This is a genomic window from Staphylococcus equorum (assembly GCF_029024965.1).
GTDB lineage: Bacteria > Bacillota > Bacilli > Staphylococcales > Staphylococcaceae > Staphylococcus > Staphylococcus equorum.
Genome location: NZ_CP118982.1, coordinates 1,403,569 through 1,419,059, shown reverse-complemented (window position 1 = coordinate 1,419,059; position 15,491 = coordinate 1,403,569). Strand labels below are relative to the sequence as shown.

The 15,491-nt window shown below is 32.2% G+C and carries 14 protein-coding genes; all 14 read right to left on the bottom strand.

What is annotated here, in order from left to right:
* Positions 1–25: 25 nt before the first annotated feature.
* The 14 genes from PYW44_RS06930 to PYW44_RS06865 all read right to left on the bottom strand — a co-directional run bounded on the left by PYW44_RS06930 (position 26) and on the right by PYW44_RS06865 (position 15,466).
* Positions 26–2,725 carry a helicase C-terminal domain-containing protein gene (locus tag PYW44_RS06930; protein ID WP_065367447.1) on the bottom strand — a complete coding sequence of 900 codons (2,700 nt, stop codon included), beginning with the start codon at positions 2,723–2,725 and terminating at the stop codon, positions 26–28.
* A 23-nt stretch (positions 2,726–2,748) separates the two neighbouring features.
* The gene (locus PYW44_RS06925; RefSeq protein ID WP_021339206.1) at positions 2,749–3,720 is read right to left on the bottom strand and encodes a biotin--[acetyl-CoA-carboxylase] ligase; all 972 of its coding nucleotides are present in this window, start codon (positions 3,718–3,720) and stop codon (positions 2,749–2,751) included.
* The gene (locus PYW44_RS06920) at positions 3,707–4,912 is read right to left on the bottom strand and encodes a CCA tRNA nucleotidyltransferase (protein WP_021339207.1); all 1,206 of its coding nucleotides are present in this window, start codon (positions 4,910–4,912) and stop codon (positions 3,707–3,709) included. The genes PYW44_RS06925 and PYW44_RS06920 overlap by 14 nt, the downstream gene beginning before the upstream one ends.
* Positions 4,905–6,053: an N-acetyl-alpha-D-glucosaminyl L-malate synthase BshA gene (gene bshA, locus PYW44_RS06915; protein ID WP_021339208.1), complete on the bottom strand. Its 1,149-nt coding sequence runs from the start codon at positions 6,051–6,053 to the stop codon at positions 4,905–4,907. Before bshA ends, PYW44_RS06920 begins: the two co-directional genes overlap by 8 nt.
* Positions 6,054–6,085: 32 nt before the next feature.
* Entirely contained in the window at positions 6,086–6,403 is a 318-nt protein-coding gene (locus PYW44_RS06910) for a nucleotide pyrophosphohydrolase (RefSeq protein ID WP_002512428.1), read from the bottom strand.
* A 372-nt stretch (positions 6,404–6,775) separates the two neighbouring features.
* On the bottom strand, positions 6,776–7,471 hold the full coding sequence (locus tag PYW44_RS06905) for a zinc metallopeptidase (RefSeq protein ID WP_002512429.1): 696 nt from the start codon (positions 7,469–7,471) through the stop codon (positions 6,776–6,778).
* A 37-nt stretch (positions 7,472–7,508) separates the two neighbouring features.
* A complete protein-coding gene (locus PYW44_RS06900) occupies positions 7,509–8,111 on the bottom strand; it encodes a DUF1405 domain-containing protein (protein WP_002507575.1) in 603 nt (200 codons plus the stop codon).
* A gap of 4 nt (positions 8,112–8,115) precedes the next feature.
* Entirely contained in the window at positions 8,116–8,676 is a 561-nt protein-coding gene (locus PYW44_RS06895; protein ID WP_021339209.1) for a YpiB family protein, read from the bottom strand.
* An 18-nt stretch (positions 8,677–8,694) separates the two neighbouring features.
* On the bottom strand, positions 8,695–9,942 hold the full coding sequence (locus PYW44_RS06890; RefSeq protein WP_021339210.1) for a tetratricopeptide repeat protein: 1,248 nt from the start codon (positions 9,940–9,942) through the stop codon (positions 8,695–8,697).
* Positions 9,943–9,946: 4 nt separating this feature from the next.
* The gene (gene aroA / locus PYW44_RS06885) at positions 9,947–11,245 is read right to left on the bottom strand and encodes a 3-phosphoshikimate 1-carboxyvinyltransferase (RefSeq protein ID WP_021339211.1); all 1,299 of its coding nucleotides are present in this window, start codon (positions 11,243–11,245) and stop codon (positions 9,947–9,949) included.
* 9 nt (positions 11,246–11,254) lie between these two features.
* Positions 11,255–12,322, bottom strand: a complete 1,068-nt coding sequence (gene aroB, locus PYW44_RS06880) for a 3-dehydroquinate synthase (protein WP_002507571.1) — start codon at positions 12,320–12,322, stop codon at positions 11,255–11,257.
* A gap of 38 nt (positions 12,323–12,360) precedes the next feature.
* Positions 12,361–13,527 (bottom strand): chorismate synthase, encoded by a 1,167-nt coding sequence (gene aroC / locus PYW44_RS06875; RefSeq protein WP_021339212.1) that lies wholly within the window; start codon positions 13,525–13,527, stop codon positions 12,361–12,363.
* Between the two features lie 396 nt (positions 13,528–13,923).
* Positions 13,924–14,373 (bottom strand): nucleoside-diphosphate kinase, encoded by a 450-nt coding sequence (gene ndk / locus PYW44_RS06870; RefSeq protein ID WP_021339213.1) that lies wholly within the window; start codon positions 14,371–14,373, stop codon positions 13,924–13,926.
* 139 nt (positions 14,374–14,512) lie between these two features.
* Positions 14,513–15,466 carry a polyprenyl synthetase family protein gene (locus tag PYW44_RS06865; protein WP_169926928.1) on the bottom strand — a complete coding sequence of 318 codons (954 nt, stop codon included), beginning with the start codon at positions 15,464–15,466 and terminating at the stop codon, positions 14,513–14,515.
* Positions 15,467–15,491 lie beyond the last annotated feature (25 nt).

Sequence of the window (15,491 nt, the reverse complement as noted above, 5' to 3'; positions counted from 1 at the left end):
GTTCTAGTTGTGGGTGCTGAGTTTATTAATTACGTTTGTCCTCTTTTTTTAATTTCTTGAGTATGCTTGAAAATTGTTTGATATCACCTTTATTTTGACGGTAACTCTCTAACGATTGTTCAAAAAATTGTTTGTAATTACTACGAATTAAGCGATCATCAAAGGATACGATAATGCCTTTATCATTTTCACTACGTATCAATCTACCGAGGCCTTGTCTGAAACGCGTTACAGCATCAGGTAATACATAATCTTTGAATGTAGAAGTAAACTCAGATTCCATTAACCAATATTTTGTATTGTTTTGATTCATAAAAGGTAACTTAGCAATCATGACGCATTTTATGCCATTAGATTGAAAGTCAAAGCCTTCAAAAAATGTACCTGTGCCAAGTAAGATTGCTTTATTAAAACTATTAAATTGTTGAACAATCTTATAGTTTTGATTTTGCTGTTGTGTCAAAACGACATAGTCTTCAAATTCCGGCAATTCATTTAATAACTCTTGAACCATATGCATCATTTTATAACTTGTAAATAGTATTAAACATTTAGACTCTACAATGTTAATATACTCAATCACGTAATTAACGATAGAACTCACATAATCATCAATACTTTTATAATTATATGAAGCCACATCATTAGGTATGAATACGGTAGTTTGGTTTGGTGACATTACCTTCGAATCAATCTCATACGTGTTAAAGACGATATCTTTATTAAACCAATGTTTGAAATTTTCAAATGAATGGTTAAACGTTAATGTGCCTGAAATAAATGTAAGTGATTTAAATTTATCTAATACTTGTGTCGTTAATATTTCTTTAACATCATAGTCTTTGACATTAAGTCTAATTGTTGATTTTTGATTTATATTTTTAATTGATAAATAACTTGTGTGGTTATTTTTTAAACTGTGCTCAATTTCTTTAAAACGATCATTAATATAAAGTATTTGTTTGCGCACAGACTTGATTGTTTTGTGACTCATACCATTGAAGAATTCTAAAGTCATATTAAGTTTATGAATAATTGAATGTAAATCGTTCAAAATTGGTGCAACGTCAAAATGATAGACAAAATGGAGCTTGTGAACTTCATCGTCATGCACTTCAGAACTTTGAATGATTTCAAAAATAGTAGTGAATAATTGTTCATTTAAATCATGTATCTCATTGACTGTTGTTTTTAACCCGAAAACATCTATAGGCGGTATATCTAATTTTTCAAGTATTCTTTGTTGTTCTAAATGATCGATAGATTTAAGCAGCTTATCATTTTCTGTCTTACCAATTAAGCCGAGTTGATATTTGATGTCAGAATAACTCAATTCATTGGTTACTTGGCTTAAGGCATAGTCAGGCAAGCGATGTGCTTCGTCGATAATGCAATCATCAAATAATTGATAAATAGAATTATCATGTGCAGCATGTATTAAATGGGCATGATTTGTAATACCAATTTGAATATTTTGAGCATTTCGTTTAATGAAGTTGAAGTAATGTATATCATTTCGAACAGGTACATAAGTCTCTAGCTTTTGTTCGAAATACATTTTTTGTCCGCCCTTTAAGTCTAGCTCTTGAATATCACCTGTGTCTGTTTCGGTAATCCAAATTAATAATTGCATTTTTAATATACCGACTTCATAATTACTGGCTTCTTCTTTCAAGATTTGGCTAATTAAACCTAATGAAATATAATCACGTTTACTTTTTATTAAAGTAGCATTTATTTTGAAATTTAAAGCTTGCTTAAGCGCAGGTATATCTTTTTCCAATAATTGGTTTTGTAATAATTTAGTATTAGTTGAAATCATTACGTGTTTACCAGTTTCAATGTTATACATTAAAGAAGCGAGTAAATACGCAAATGACTTGCCACTTCCAAGTGGTGCTTCAATCATTGCTTTTTCACTATTCATTAACTGTTCTAAAATAATCTCTGAAAGATATAATTGTTGTGGTCGATAGGTCAAATTAAGTTCCTTAGTAATCAAGGTATATAAATCTTTCAAAGTGCCATCAAAATCTACTGTTGGTGCTTTGAAATCTTTTTGTTTTTTATAAATAATTTGTTCGAATTGGTCATAAACATCCTCTAGTGACTTATCTTTATGATTACGTACCATCTCAAATAAAATATCATGTAAATCATATTTTAAATTCTTACTTAAATAATATAGTTGTTTCAAAGTATCTAAAGGCAACATTTCGAATTTCTCAAATGCGAGTATCATAAGTTGCGCTGTTGTAGCAGCATCTTCGTCAGCACGGTGTGCGTTGTTTAGAACAATGCCATGTGCTTCTGCTAACTCACTTAACTGGTAACTTTTATCTGTTGGAAAAGCGACTTTAAATAATTCTAACGTATCCATTACTTTTTTGGGACGATAGTTGATATCACAATTTTTAAAAGATTTTTTTATAAAGTTCAAATCAAAAGCAACATTGTGTGCCACGAAGATACAACCATCAATTTGTTTATAAATATCTTCAGCTATTTCATGGAAATATGGTGCTTGATTTAACATTGCTTCTTCTATTGATGTTAATGCTTGTATAAAAGGAGGAATTTCTAAATCTGTTTTAATCATTGAATGGTACGTGCCGATTATTTTATTTTCACGAACAAAAGTAATACCTATTTGAATGATTTCATCATAGTCTAATTGGTTTCCTGTTGTTTCTAAATCCATAACGGCATAACACGGTTTTGTCATTCTCATTCCTCCTTTCAACGAGGTTAAAATTCTATATCTGCACTGATTAAACGATGTTGATTGTTTTCTTCATCCAATACAAGTAAAAAACCATCTTCATCAATATCAAGCGCTTCTCCGTGGAATTGTCTACCATTCTCGGTAAATCTTAATGTTTTATTCCAAATATTCGAGGCTGCTATGTATTCGTCTCGAATAGTTAAAAATGGTTCTGCAAGAAATTGTTTATATCGATATTCAATATGACTTACAAGCGATTGTAAAAAATAGTAGCGGTTAATTTTTTCGTCAGCATGAATGCGGACACTTGTAGCTTTTTGTTGTAGTTCATTACTAAAATCTTCTTGTAAATGGTTCATATTAATACCAATGCCGCAAATAACCGCTTCAATACCATCACTATTCGCAACCATTTCTGTCAAAAAGCCACAAACTTTTTGTTTATTTATATAAATATCATTTGGCCATTTAATGGTAACCGGATCGATACTGAACTGTTGTATCGCATCTCTTATGCCTAGAGCCATAAATAAATTAAATTTTGTTATCATTTCAAAAGGTACATCAGGTCTTAAAACAATCGACATCCACAAGCCCTTTCCTTTGGAAGAGGACCAAGGCCTATTGAATCGGCCTTTACCTTGTGTTTGTTCATCACTTAAAATAAGAAAGGTATTTGTATTACCTACTAATTTTTGCTTAGCCAGTAATTGAGTTGAATTAACACTTTCCAATATTTCAACATGATCAAATACATTTTGTGCTTTTAGCATTGGTAATACAATGCCACTATACCATTTATCAGGTAATTGGATTAAGCGATGCCCTTTATGATTCACTGATTCAATCTGACACCCTTCTAATTTAAGTTGATCTATTACTTTTTTTACAGCTGTACGTGAAATGCTTAGTTGTTCTGCTATAAATTGACCCGATATGTAATCAGGTTGGTGCTGATATAACATTTGAACAACATCTTTACTATACTTGGACATGTGTTTTCACCCACTTTAGCAGTTCTGGTTTAAAGTTTTTGACCTCACCTGATAGTATGGCACATTCAACTTGACGTAATATGGGTTTAAGCCATGCACCACTTGGTTTATCTAATACTTGTAATATATCTTTACCATTTATATCCATTTCTTTTCTTGATGAAATCGGTAACTTTTGGCTAATTTCATTGATGGAAGCAGCATTAAAAATCAATGGAGATACTTTTATAATATTATTACTATTGAGCATACGTTCATAACTTAGTACTTGTAGTATATCTTCTTTTCCGAAATCATAAACAAATAACTTCAAACTTTGTTTGCTGTGGATTTCTGGCATTTGTTGTAACATGCGTTCGAGTCTAGTGATATATTTCTTTTCATTGTTGCTAATTTTCAAATCTGACAGCTGTGTGTCAACATCGGGTTGTTGTGCTTTTAAGAATGCAATTAACATTGATAATGATATTGATTCTTCTAATATAAATTTTGATAAGTCAAAACGTTTAAAAAATGGTATATAATTAAATGCATTAAAGTACTTTAAATTATTGAAACTTTGGGCCACATATTGACCTAATGTTAATTTTTTAAGTTCAATTACGATACGTTCAATAGATAAATGCGCAATATCTGCTATATGGGCATGCATACCATTAAATGTAGCTTTCTCCAACGTAAACCCAAGTTGTGATTGAAAGCGCAAACCTCTAATAATACGTAATGCATCTTCGTTAAATCGTTCTGCTGGATCTCCAACTGTCTTGATTAATCGCTGTTCTATATCTTTTAGTCCATCAAAGTAATCATGGATTTGATAATTCACATCCATAGCAATGGCATTCATTGTAAAATCTCTTCGTTTTACGTCTTCGTATAAGTCTCTTACAAAAAAGACTTCATTAGGTCTACGATGATCATCATACTCACCTTCAGCACGAAAAGTTGTCACTTCATATTGATCGCCATTATAGACGACATTAATCGTGCCATGTTCCCTACCAATAGGAATGGTCTTATCAAATACTGCTTCAATTTCATCTGGTGTGGCACTAGTCGTAATATCGATATCATGAATTGATTTTTGCATTAAGTAATCTCTAACTGCCCCACCAACATAAAATGCTTGGTACTGATGTTTTTGTAAAGTTTCTAAAATTGGCTTTGCCGCTTCGAATAATGTTTTAGTCATTGTTACCCTCTAACATTTTTTTGTAGTAATACTCATATTGATCTGCAATTAAGTCAGACGAAAAGCGTTCTGAGACATCTGCTAGCATTTGTGTTTGCATTGTTTTATAAAGCTTTGCATCTGTGAGTAATTTTAAGGCATACTCACTTGCGCTTGTACTATCACCTACATCAACTAAAAAACCAGTATCTTCATGTTTAATGACTTCTTTAATTCCACCAGCCGTAGATCCAATTGGCACTACTCCAGATTTCATTGCTTCAAGTAGTGTTAGACCAAAACTTTCTTTTTCACTTAGTAGTAAGACTAAGTCTGAAATTTGATAAAATTCACTAACCCAATTTTGTTTTCCTAAAAAAAGAACTTCATCTTCAATATTTAGATCACGTGCTTTTTGTTTCATATCCATTAATTCTGGACCATCGCCTAATAATAATAATTTTGACGGCATAGATTTATGTACTTTTGCAAATGTATCGATAATTGTATCAATACGTTTTACACTTCTGAAGTTTGAAACATGAATTAAAACTTTCTCTTCTGGTTTTATTCCATAACAAGCTTTTAATCGTTCATCTTCTTCAGTTTGTACATCGGGTTTTGTTGGAAATTCATTTTCCCGAACAAAATTATATATTGGAATAATTTCTTTGTTTGTTTCAATGATATCATTAGTTTGTTTTGCGAGTGACTGGCTTACACTCGTCACAATATCGCTTTCTTCTATACCAAATTTAATTGCGTTTTTTAAAGAATGATCATAACCTAGTACAGTTATATCAGTCCCATGCAATGTAGTCATAATTTTAATGTCTTTTTTGGACATTTGTTTTGCTAAAATACCACAAACTGCATGAGGGACTGCATAGTGCATATGTAACAAATCTAAATCATACTCATTGATAACCTCAGCAATTTTAGTACTTAAAGTTATGTCATAAGGAGCATACTGAAAAACAGCATACTGATTGACTTCAACTTGGTGAAACGTGATATTTGGTAATGGCTTGCGTATTCTAAAAGGTATATTAGATGTAATAAAATGGATGTCATGCCCACGTTCAGCAAGTTTTATGCCTAATTCAGTGGCGATGATTCCAGAACCACCCATAGATGGGTAACAAGTAATGCCTATTTTCATAAGGTGGGACACCCTTTCTATTTCAAATTAAATTATTTTCGTTCAAAACGATCTTTATCACGTGTATTAAATTTTTTCATTGTTTCATCAAAGCTTTCTGTCATATCAATATCTAAAGAATTGGCAATACATAATAAAACGAATAAATTATCACCTAGTTCTGCTTTAATTGTATTTTCGTCTTCTGTCTCTTTTTTCTTTTTCTCACCATGGTAGTGATTAATCTCTCTTGCCAGTTCACCAACTTCTTCAGTTAATCGCGCAAGATTAGCTAAGGGAGAGAAATACCCTGTTTTAAATTGACCAATATAGTCATCCACTTCAGTTTGCATATTTTTCATAGTCTTCATCATATACGCCTCACATTCTAACGGTTTCTTATATAGTATAGACTAATTTTAGGCTTCATGCATTATTCCTGCAATAGTTAACCGTTATATTATTTACTATTTGACTATAATCGTTTTAATTTGTTTATTTCATTATTACACGTAATTAAGTAGTAACCACTTCTTTTTAAAAGTGAGTAAATTAATATTTTTGCTTAGATGTGTTTTTTGGTGAGATTTAAATCCGAAATAATAAGAATGTCAGTTTAAACAAAAATGGAAGCAAGACAGAAATCTAATTTTTCTAATAAGATTTCGTCGTTTCACTCCTGCAAAGATGACTAAAAAAATAAGGTTGAGACATAATTATATGTCTCAACCTTATTTATATTATTATTCACTTGATCTAGCAATAAGAATAAATCTTGCAAGCTCTGCTAATGCAACTGCAGTTGAAGCAACATAAGTCATTGCCGCTGCTGTAAGTACTTTTTTAGCATGGCGGTGTTCTTTTTCATTAACAATGTCTAAGCTTTTTATTTGTTTCATAGCTCTACTACTTGCGTTAAATTCAACTGGTAGTGTAACAATTGAGAATAATACTGCAAGAGACATGAATGCAATTCCAATCCATAATGCTGTAGAACCTAAAGTACTTTGCATAGTAGTTAAAATAATACCTGCAAATACTGCTAAGTAACCAACTGAGCTACCTACGTTAGCTAGTGGTACTAAAGATGTTCTGAATCTTAAGAAGAAATAACCTTCTGCGTGTTGTATCGCATGACCAACTTCGTGGGCTGCAATTGCTGTACCAGCAACTGAAGGTCTACTGAAGTTAGCTGGTGATAACACGAGAACTTTTTTTCTAGGGTCGTAATGATCTGTTAAGAACCCTTTTCCTTCAACGACATCAACATCATAAATGCCGTTTGCATGAAGTATTTCTATAGCAACTTCTTGACCTGTCTTACCACTTGTCGATCTTACTTGTGAATATTTTTCATAATTAGACTTAACTTTGTGCTGCGCCCATAAAGGCAATACCATTAGAATAACAAAATATATAATCATATAGATAAAAGACAAAAATCCTCACTCCTTTATAAACATTTTACTGTGAACGTTAATGATGGTCAAATATTTTATCCTTTTTAAATCGAGTTAAATTTAAATATAGCACTAAAGGTATGACACTTAACCAAAACGCGAGGTAAGCAATACCTTCAACATGGTTAGCAATGAAATCATAGTAAGGATATTGCATAAATACATAATCAATAATGTCATTATGGAATACCCATATCACAGCAATAGTAAAAGCAAGAATAGTAATTTTAAATCTTGGGTAAAAGAAAAATGCCTCTATAGCCATAATACCGTGAGAAAATATAAGCATACAGCCAATAATTGTAACTGAGTCGTATTGTATAAACATAATGATGTTCATAATAACTGCCCATACACCATATTTTATCAGCGATACAAAAGCTAAAGCTTCAATAATTGGTAAGTTCTTACCTGCGATAAGTCCGATTAATGCAATACATAAAAATAATGAAGCGGTTGGACTGTCTGGCACAAACGGTATGAACTGCCAACTCGATACACTCAGTTGATTACCATACCATATATAACCATATATCGTGCCTAATAAATTACAAATAAGCAGAAAGTAAAGTACACCTTTATTATAAATGAGTAAATGCCATAAAGATTTTATATTCATAAGGTCAATCCTTCATTGTTTTATTTACATTTCTTAACTCAAAAGTATTAAGGATTTGAGTTAATTGATAAAACAGTGCTTTATCATGCAATTGTAAACTTAAATCAATATTATCTTGTAAATGCGTGATAATAGAGGACTCGCTTTGCTTTGATAGCGGGATACTATAGATGTCTTGCATATACATAGCATAGTATGGTGAATGTAACAATTGCATTAATAATAATTCATCTAAACGAGTCTCTCGAGATTGTGCTTTGCTAAAATGCAGTTTGATATCAAAAGACACAGCATCATTTGCTATATAATTGAAGATTTCGTCACTATTAATCAACTGCTGGTTTTTAAGTGTAAACCTGATTCCTTGTTGCTCAGTATCTTCCATAGCAATTTCCAAAATATGATGATCGGAAATGAGTTCATCCACAAAATGAATTTGTTGTAGTAACTCAGGTGAAGACTTAATTAAGTTTAATACCCACACACTAATCCTAGATTTAAACTGATATTGAAAAAGCAGATATTCAATGAAATTAGCTTTCACTTGTTGTAGGGTATTACTCATCTTACTCACCTTCCTTGACTAGAAAGATAATAATCTTTCTGCTTCATCATGCCATGTTTCATTGCTTGGATCTAATTCCAGTAATTGATTTAGCATTGTTTTTGCTTGTTCAATTTGTCCGATTTCAACTAGATAGAAATAATAATCACTTAGAAACGCAGATTGCGTGTGCAATGTTGGATATGCTAATTCAAAGAAATGTTGTGCTTCTTTGTCACGTTCCTCTTGTCCTAACGCAAATGCTAAATGCCACATAAACACGGGATCTAAATCTTCTTCATCAACATATTTCAATAATGCTATAAGTGCCTCGTAGTCTTCTTCTTGTCTATATAAATCACTTAGGATTAAAAGTGGTTCTTGGTAAGCATTATCAACTTCTAAGGCTTGCAATAATAATTGTACACCTTCATTAGCATCGCCATGTTCAATTGCTATACTGCCTGTTGATACCATCAACTCTTTATAAAATTGACTTAATCTCAAGCCTTCTTTACCAATTTCAATGGCTTCTGCATGGTTATGTTCATTTTCATAAAGTTGTTGCAGATAAAAATAGCCTTGTAAGAAGTCAGGATCTTTAGATAATAGTGTTTGAACTAAATTAATTGCTTCTTGAGAGAGCTCATTTTTTTCATAAGCAATCGCTTTTTTAAAGTAATCTTCAGAAACCATTTCTTCTTCATTGATTTCATCGAACATTTTAATCGCATCACTGTAGTTTCCACTTTGCAAACTACAATCTGCTAAGCGAGAAAATAAATTTGTGCCATTCACTTGATATTCGCCTGTTTCAAGCACAGTTTCGTATTCAGAAACTGCACGTAAGTATTGTCCGTCAAAATACAATAATTCAGCAAGTGCATAGTGTATAATTGGATCATTTGGTTCTATATCTATGGCGTCGACTAATTTATCTATCGCAACTTCTAACATATTTAATTGTTGATATAAATCAGCTTCTAACATTAAACGTTCAGTTGATAATTCAACTTGGTTTAAATATTCTAAAGCTTCATCAGTTTGATTCTCAGCCATTAAACCTTCGATGAAGTAGATAAGTAGTTCACTTTCATCAGGATATTTATGGTATAACGTACGGAATACTTCGAGCCCTTGAGGCATTAAACCGTAATTATATAACGTTTCACCAAGTATAAAAAGTGCATCGTCCTTTGGAGAACTTAATGCTTCATTCACACGAGTGTCTAAGTTATCTAATTTTTGTAAGTTGATATCGTCTATGAGTTTATAGATATCTTCCATACTTTTATCCCTCTTTTTCTAATTGTTTTAACTTCGTTAAGAAACCCGGGAAAGAAACATTTACAGCATCAAATTGATTAATAGTTAACGATTCATCTGTTAATAATGATGAAATAGCAAGCATCATACCTATACGATGATCAGTAAAACTATCGACTGTTGCTGTTTGCTCCATAGTTGAAGGATGTATAATCATACCATCGCTTGTTGGTTGTAACATAAATCCTAATAAATTTAGCATATTCGCAGTCGTATCAATACGATTTGTTTCTTTAACTTTCAATTCTTCTGCATCTTTTACAATACTTGTACCTTCAGCTTGTGAACATAGTAATGCTACAATTGGAATTTCGTCAATTGCTCTTGGCACTAAATCTCCATCAATTTGGAGTGGTTTCATATCAGGTGAATATTGTATGCGGATTGAAGCAGTTGGTTCTGGACCATCTGTTTGATTGAATAGCGTAATGTTCCCTTCCATTTGTTTCACGATATCTATAATACCTGAACGTGTTGGGTTTATGCCAACATTGTGAATTGTAATATCACTGTCTTTTGTTATCAAGCCCGCCACTATAAAATATGCTGCTGAAGAAATATCACCTGGCACATGAAAATCTACGGATTGAATATGTTCGATTCCTCGTTTTGGCATTTCTATCGTTTTCCCATCAGTAGTAATAGGAATATGGAAATGTTGGAACATCGTTTCTGTATGATTGCGTGTTGTACCTAATTCTTTAACAGTTGTCGGCTCTTCTGCAAACAAACTGGCGAATAAAATTGCACTTTTCACTTGTGCACTCGCAACTTCCATTTGATAAGACATGCCGTTAATTTGTGCAGGTTTAATGATTAGCGGTGTGTAATTATTATCGACGCCTGTTATATTAGCGTTCATTAAGCTTAAAGGTTTCATAATTCTGTCCATCGGTCTTTTACCAATAGATTCATCACCTGAAATAACAGTTTCAATGCCTAAACCACTTAACAGACCAGCCACCAAACGTGTCGTTGTACCAGAATTACCTGTATAAAGTACTTGATGAGGCGTTTTGAAGTGTTTATAACCAGGAGAATTAATTTCTATTTTATCTTCGCCAACAGTAATTTCAACACCTAATTGTTGGAAAATTTCCACTGTATTCAGGCAATCTTCACCAAGAAGTGGTTTATATATTGTAGAGGTGCCAGATGCAAGAGAACCTAACATAATGGCTCTATGTGTCATAGATTTATCTCCTGGTACTTCTATTTCACCAATCAATGGTCCGTTAATATCAATTGTTTTACTGTTTGTCAAAAAATCCACCTACTTTTTAAAATATGTTAGGAAATCTGTGAATGCATGTAGAAGTGTTGGCTTATCTATGTGTTTTACCACAGGATTGCCAATGCCATCCAATAATACCATTTGAATCCCTTGTTGATCATTTTTCTTATCTTTTAACATGAGTTGATATAAGGTTTCAAACTCAAATTCATTAATGATATCTAATGGGTAATTTAATGAGACTAAATAATTAAAATAATGAGATATATCAAAATCTCTATTTAAGACTTTATTAGCAACAATAAATTGATAAATAATGCCTATCATCACTGCATGGCCATGAGGAATTTTAAAGTTGTATTCAACTGCATGTCCAAATGTGTGACCTAAATTTAAAAATTTACGGACATTGGATTCCTTTTCATCTTTGACGATAATATTTAATTTCGTTTGGATTCCTTTAAATAAATAATATTCAATTTCATTTAACGAAGCGAGTGCTGGCTGATCAGAGTATTGTGTTTCAATATTTTGTACAGCTTCCATGTCACTCAATAAGGCATGTTTATAAACTTCTGCATACCCACTTAAAATTTCTCCATAGGGTAAAGTTGTTAGAAAGTTCAAATCATAAATAACGGCATTAGGTCTATAAAAGGCGCCTATTAAATTCTTACCATGTTTAGAATTAATACCTACCTTGCCTCCTACACTTGAATCATGTGCAAGAATAGTCGTTGGTACTTGAATAAAATCTACACCTCTTAATAAGGTTGCAGCAAGGAATCCTGTAAAATCGCCAGTAGCACCACCGCCAACTGCGATTAAACAAGTATCACGTGTTAATTGTTTACTGAGTAATACTTCAATCGTTTCTTCATAAAAGGCTAACGATTTTGTCGTTTCACCAGAAGGAATGATAAGTTTATGTGCGCCATATTCAGAACTGATAAAATCTATCTTTTCATTCCAATTATTATTTACCGTTTCATCAACTACCAACACAACATCTTTATAATCATTTATATATTGATGTAATTGATCTAATGCATGGTGTTCTACAATAATTGGATAGTTATTGGATGTATAAGTAGTTTCTAATTTCATATGCTCACCTAGTTACTTCATAAATTTTAAATTGCTACTTAGTATTCTATATTTAATAAACGACGCTCATCTATTTGTGATTTTAACTGTTCTATATGATTACTTTGAAATTCTTCAAGTAATGCTTTTGCAATTTCAAATGCTACAACATTCTCAACTACAACACTTGCTGCGGGTACAGCACAGCTGTCAGAACGCTCAATAGAAGCTTTAAATGATTCTTTTGTATTAATATCAACGGAGTTTAGTGGTTTGTAAAGTGTTGGGATTGGTTTCATTACACCATTAACCACGATAGGCATACCATTAGACATACCACCTTCGAATCCACCTAAATGATTTGAACCTCTGTAGTAACCATTTGTAGTATCATACAAGATTTCATCTTGAATTTCACTGCCTGGTTTTTCAGCTGCTTTGAATCCTTCACCAAAGCTTACCCCTTTAAATGCATTAATACTTACAACGCCTTGGGCAATTCTACCATCAAGTTTACGATCGTAATGTACATAACTGCCAATACCTACTGGTAAGCCTTCGACAATTGTTTGAACTACACCGCCTATTGTATCGCCTGCTTTTTTAGCTGAGTCAATTTTATCACGAATTTCTTGAGCTATCTCATCATTTACAACACGAACATCATTTTTATCAATATTAGCTTTAATCGTTTCAAGGTCATATTCGATATCATCTTTGATGCCACCAATTTCAACCACTCTACTATAAAAGTTAATATCTAATTGTTTTAATAAAATTTTAGAAACTGCACCTACTGCAACACGTGCAGCAGTTTCTCTTGCTGAAGAACGCTCTAACACGTTTCTTAAATCTCTATGATTGTATTTCATACCACCAATTAAATCAGCGTGGCCAGGGCGTGGTTTAGTAATTACACGTTTCATATTGTCTTGATCTTCTTCACTTATTGGATCAGCACCCATGATTTTCTTCCAATGTGTAAAGTCATCATTTGTAACAATCAATGTGATTGGACTACCTAAAGTATAGCCATTACGCACTCCTGAAACAATTTCAACTGCATCCTTTTCAATTTGCATACGACGACCTCTGCCGTATCCACCTTGTCGTTTAAACATTTCTTCATTAATATCTGCTACGTTGATTTCTAGATTTGCTGGTACACCTTCAATAATTACAGTTAACTGTGGTCCATGTGATTCACCAGAAGTTAAATATCTCATACTTTTCCCACTCCGTTCCTTTAGTACTTTAAATTATAATATTCTCTATATCTTATCACATTCAATTGTTCAAATTAACAGAAAAATTTACAAATATTGAATCTTATGAAAACTTCCATGTTTTAAGTGTAACATTTGAATATTTTTTATAGTAATAACTTTAGATTTTATATAGAAATATTAACATTTTCCAATATTATCTATTTAATAGGAGGAAAAGAAAGCAAAGGTTCAATTTGATTTCTTACTCTCCATCTACAACATTTTATACACTATACTAAGTATAGTGTATAAATAAATGTTAAACATAAAATAAAAAAGCTAACTGAATTTTTCAGTTAGCTTTTTTATTATAATAATTCATTTCATAAAGCCTATGATTTATTGAAGTTAACGTTATTCGTATAACCATGCTTCACGTGATCCAGTATAATCACTTAATTCTTCAACTTTAAACCAAAGGTTAATTTCTTTTTTAGCTGATTCTACCGAGTCTGAACCATGAATAATGTTTCTACCTACAGTTAAACCTAAGTCTCCTCTAATAGTGCCTGGTGTAGCTTCAGATGGATTAGTTTTACCAATAATATGACGCGAAATATTTACTGCATCTTCACCTTCAACTACCATAGCGAAAACTGGTGCAGAAGTGATGAAGTCAATCAATTTGTTATAGAACGGTTTATCTGTGTGTTCTGCATAATGTTCTTCTGCAAGTGACTGTGGTACAGTCATAAATTTACCGCCTACAAGCTTTAGTCCTTTACGTTCAATACGAGAAATGATTTCTCCTACCAAATTGCGTTGTACCGCGTCTGGTTTGATCATTAGAAATGTTCTTTCCATAATGTGTGAATCCCCCTGTTTGTTATGTATCAATTGTACAGTAATAATGTACATGACTATGTATCAATAAAATATTATGTTTTGAGATACATTAATATATTAACAGGTAATTAAAGCGCTTTCAATGCTTTTCATGTAATTATAAATTTCTTTTCCCCACTTTTTTAATTAATTTCTTAAATAAAGGTTTAGCAGCTTCGCTTTCCAATTGATCAAGTAGGTTTAATGCTTTTTCTAAATATTTATCACTGATTACTTGTGATTCTTGTATAACATCAGATGATTGAATGCGCTGGATACAATAGTCAAACGTCTCTTGATCTGTATCTGGAGTAAGTTGTTGTATTTGTGCTTTAAACTCTGGGTGCTTTCTCATTTCTAATAATACAGGTAAAGTGATATGACCATTCATTAAATCACTACCAACTGGTTTCCCTAATTTTTTTTCTGTACTTGTAAAATCGAGGATATCATCAACAATTTGAAAACTCATGCCAATATAATGACCAATCATTTTTAAATTATGAACTGTTTTCAAATCAGCACCAGAAGCAATCGCACCTACTTCTGTAGATAATTGTATCAGTAATGCTGTTTTGCGATTAATTCTGCGCAAATAACTCGTGATTGTTTGATAACCATTAAATTGATCTTGAAATTGAAATAGCTCCCCCATACATACTTCAACGATGGCATTTGAAATCACCGAATGAATACGGTTATCTTCAATGCTAGAAATATGTTCAAGCGCTGATGCAAGTAAAAAGTTACCGGCAAGAATAGCAGTATTTTGATCCCACTTTTTAGCTATAGTCAAGCTTCCTCGACGTTTATCACTCTTATCTACGACATCATCGTGAACTAAAGTTGCCATATGAATTAATTCAAGCGCAACAGCTACACGATAAACATCCTCATTCATTTCTTTACCAAACTGGCTACTTAAAATTACAAAGGCAGGTCTAACGCGTTTACCACCTGAAGAAAACAAATGATAAGAAGCATCTTCTAGTACTTTATCATTGCTTATAAGAGATTGTTCTAATCGCTTTTCGATTTTCTTTATTTCACTATTCATGTTTAACTTTGACACGTTAATCACCTTTGGTTGATTCATT

What these genes read in the sequence shown, in the direction of transcription:
- PYW44_RS06920 (WP_021339207.1), bottom strand. Translation starts at nt 4,912, where the DNA reads ATGACTAAAACATTATTCGAAGCGGCAAAGCCAATTTTAGAAACTTTA.
- ndk (WP_021339213.1), bottom strand. Translation starts at nt 14,373, where the DNA reads ATGGAAAGAACATTTCTAATGATCAAACCAGACGCGGTACAACGCAAT.
- PYW44_RS06900 (WP_002507575.1), bottom strand. Translation starts at nt 8,111, where the DNA reads ATGAATATAAAATCTTTATGGCATTTACTCATTTATAATAAAGGTGTA.
- PYW44_RS06925 (WP_021339206.1), bottom strand. Translation starts at nt 3,720, where the DNA reads ATGTCCAAGTATAGTAAAGATGTTGTTCAAATGTTATATCAGCACCAA.
- aroB (WP_002507571.1), bottom strand. Translation starts at nt 12,322, where the DNA reads ATGAAATTAGAAACTACTTATACATCCAATAACTATCCAATTATTGTA.
- bshA (WP_021339208.1), bottom strand. Translation starts at nt 6,053, where the DNA reads ATGAAAATAGGCATTACTTGTTACCCATCTATGGGTGGTTCTGGAATC.
- PYW44_RS06895 (WP_021339209.1), bottom strand. Translation starts at nt 8,676, where the DNA reads ATGAGTAATACCCTACAACAAGTGAAAGCTAATTTCATTGAATATCTG.
- PYW44_RS06890 (WP_021339210.1), bottom strand. Translation starts at nt 9,942, where the DNA reads ATGGAAGATATCTATAAACTCATAGACGATATCAACTTACAAAAATTA.
- PYW44_RS06910 (WP_002512428.1), bottom strand. Translation starts at nt 6,403, where the DNA reads ATGAAGACTATGAAAAATATGCAAACTGAAGTGGATGACTATATTGGT.
- PYW44_RS06930 (WP_065367447.1), bottom strand. Translation starts at nt 2,725, where the DNA reads ATGACAAAACCGTGTTATGCCGTTATGGATTTAGAAACAACAGGAAAC.
- aroC (WP_021339212.1), bottom strand. Translation starts at nt 13,527, where the DNA reads ATGAGATATTTAACTTCTGGTGAATCACATGGACCACAGTTAACTGTA.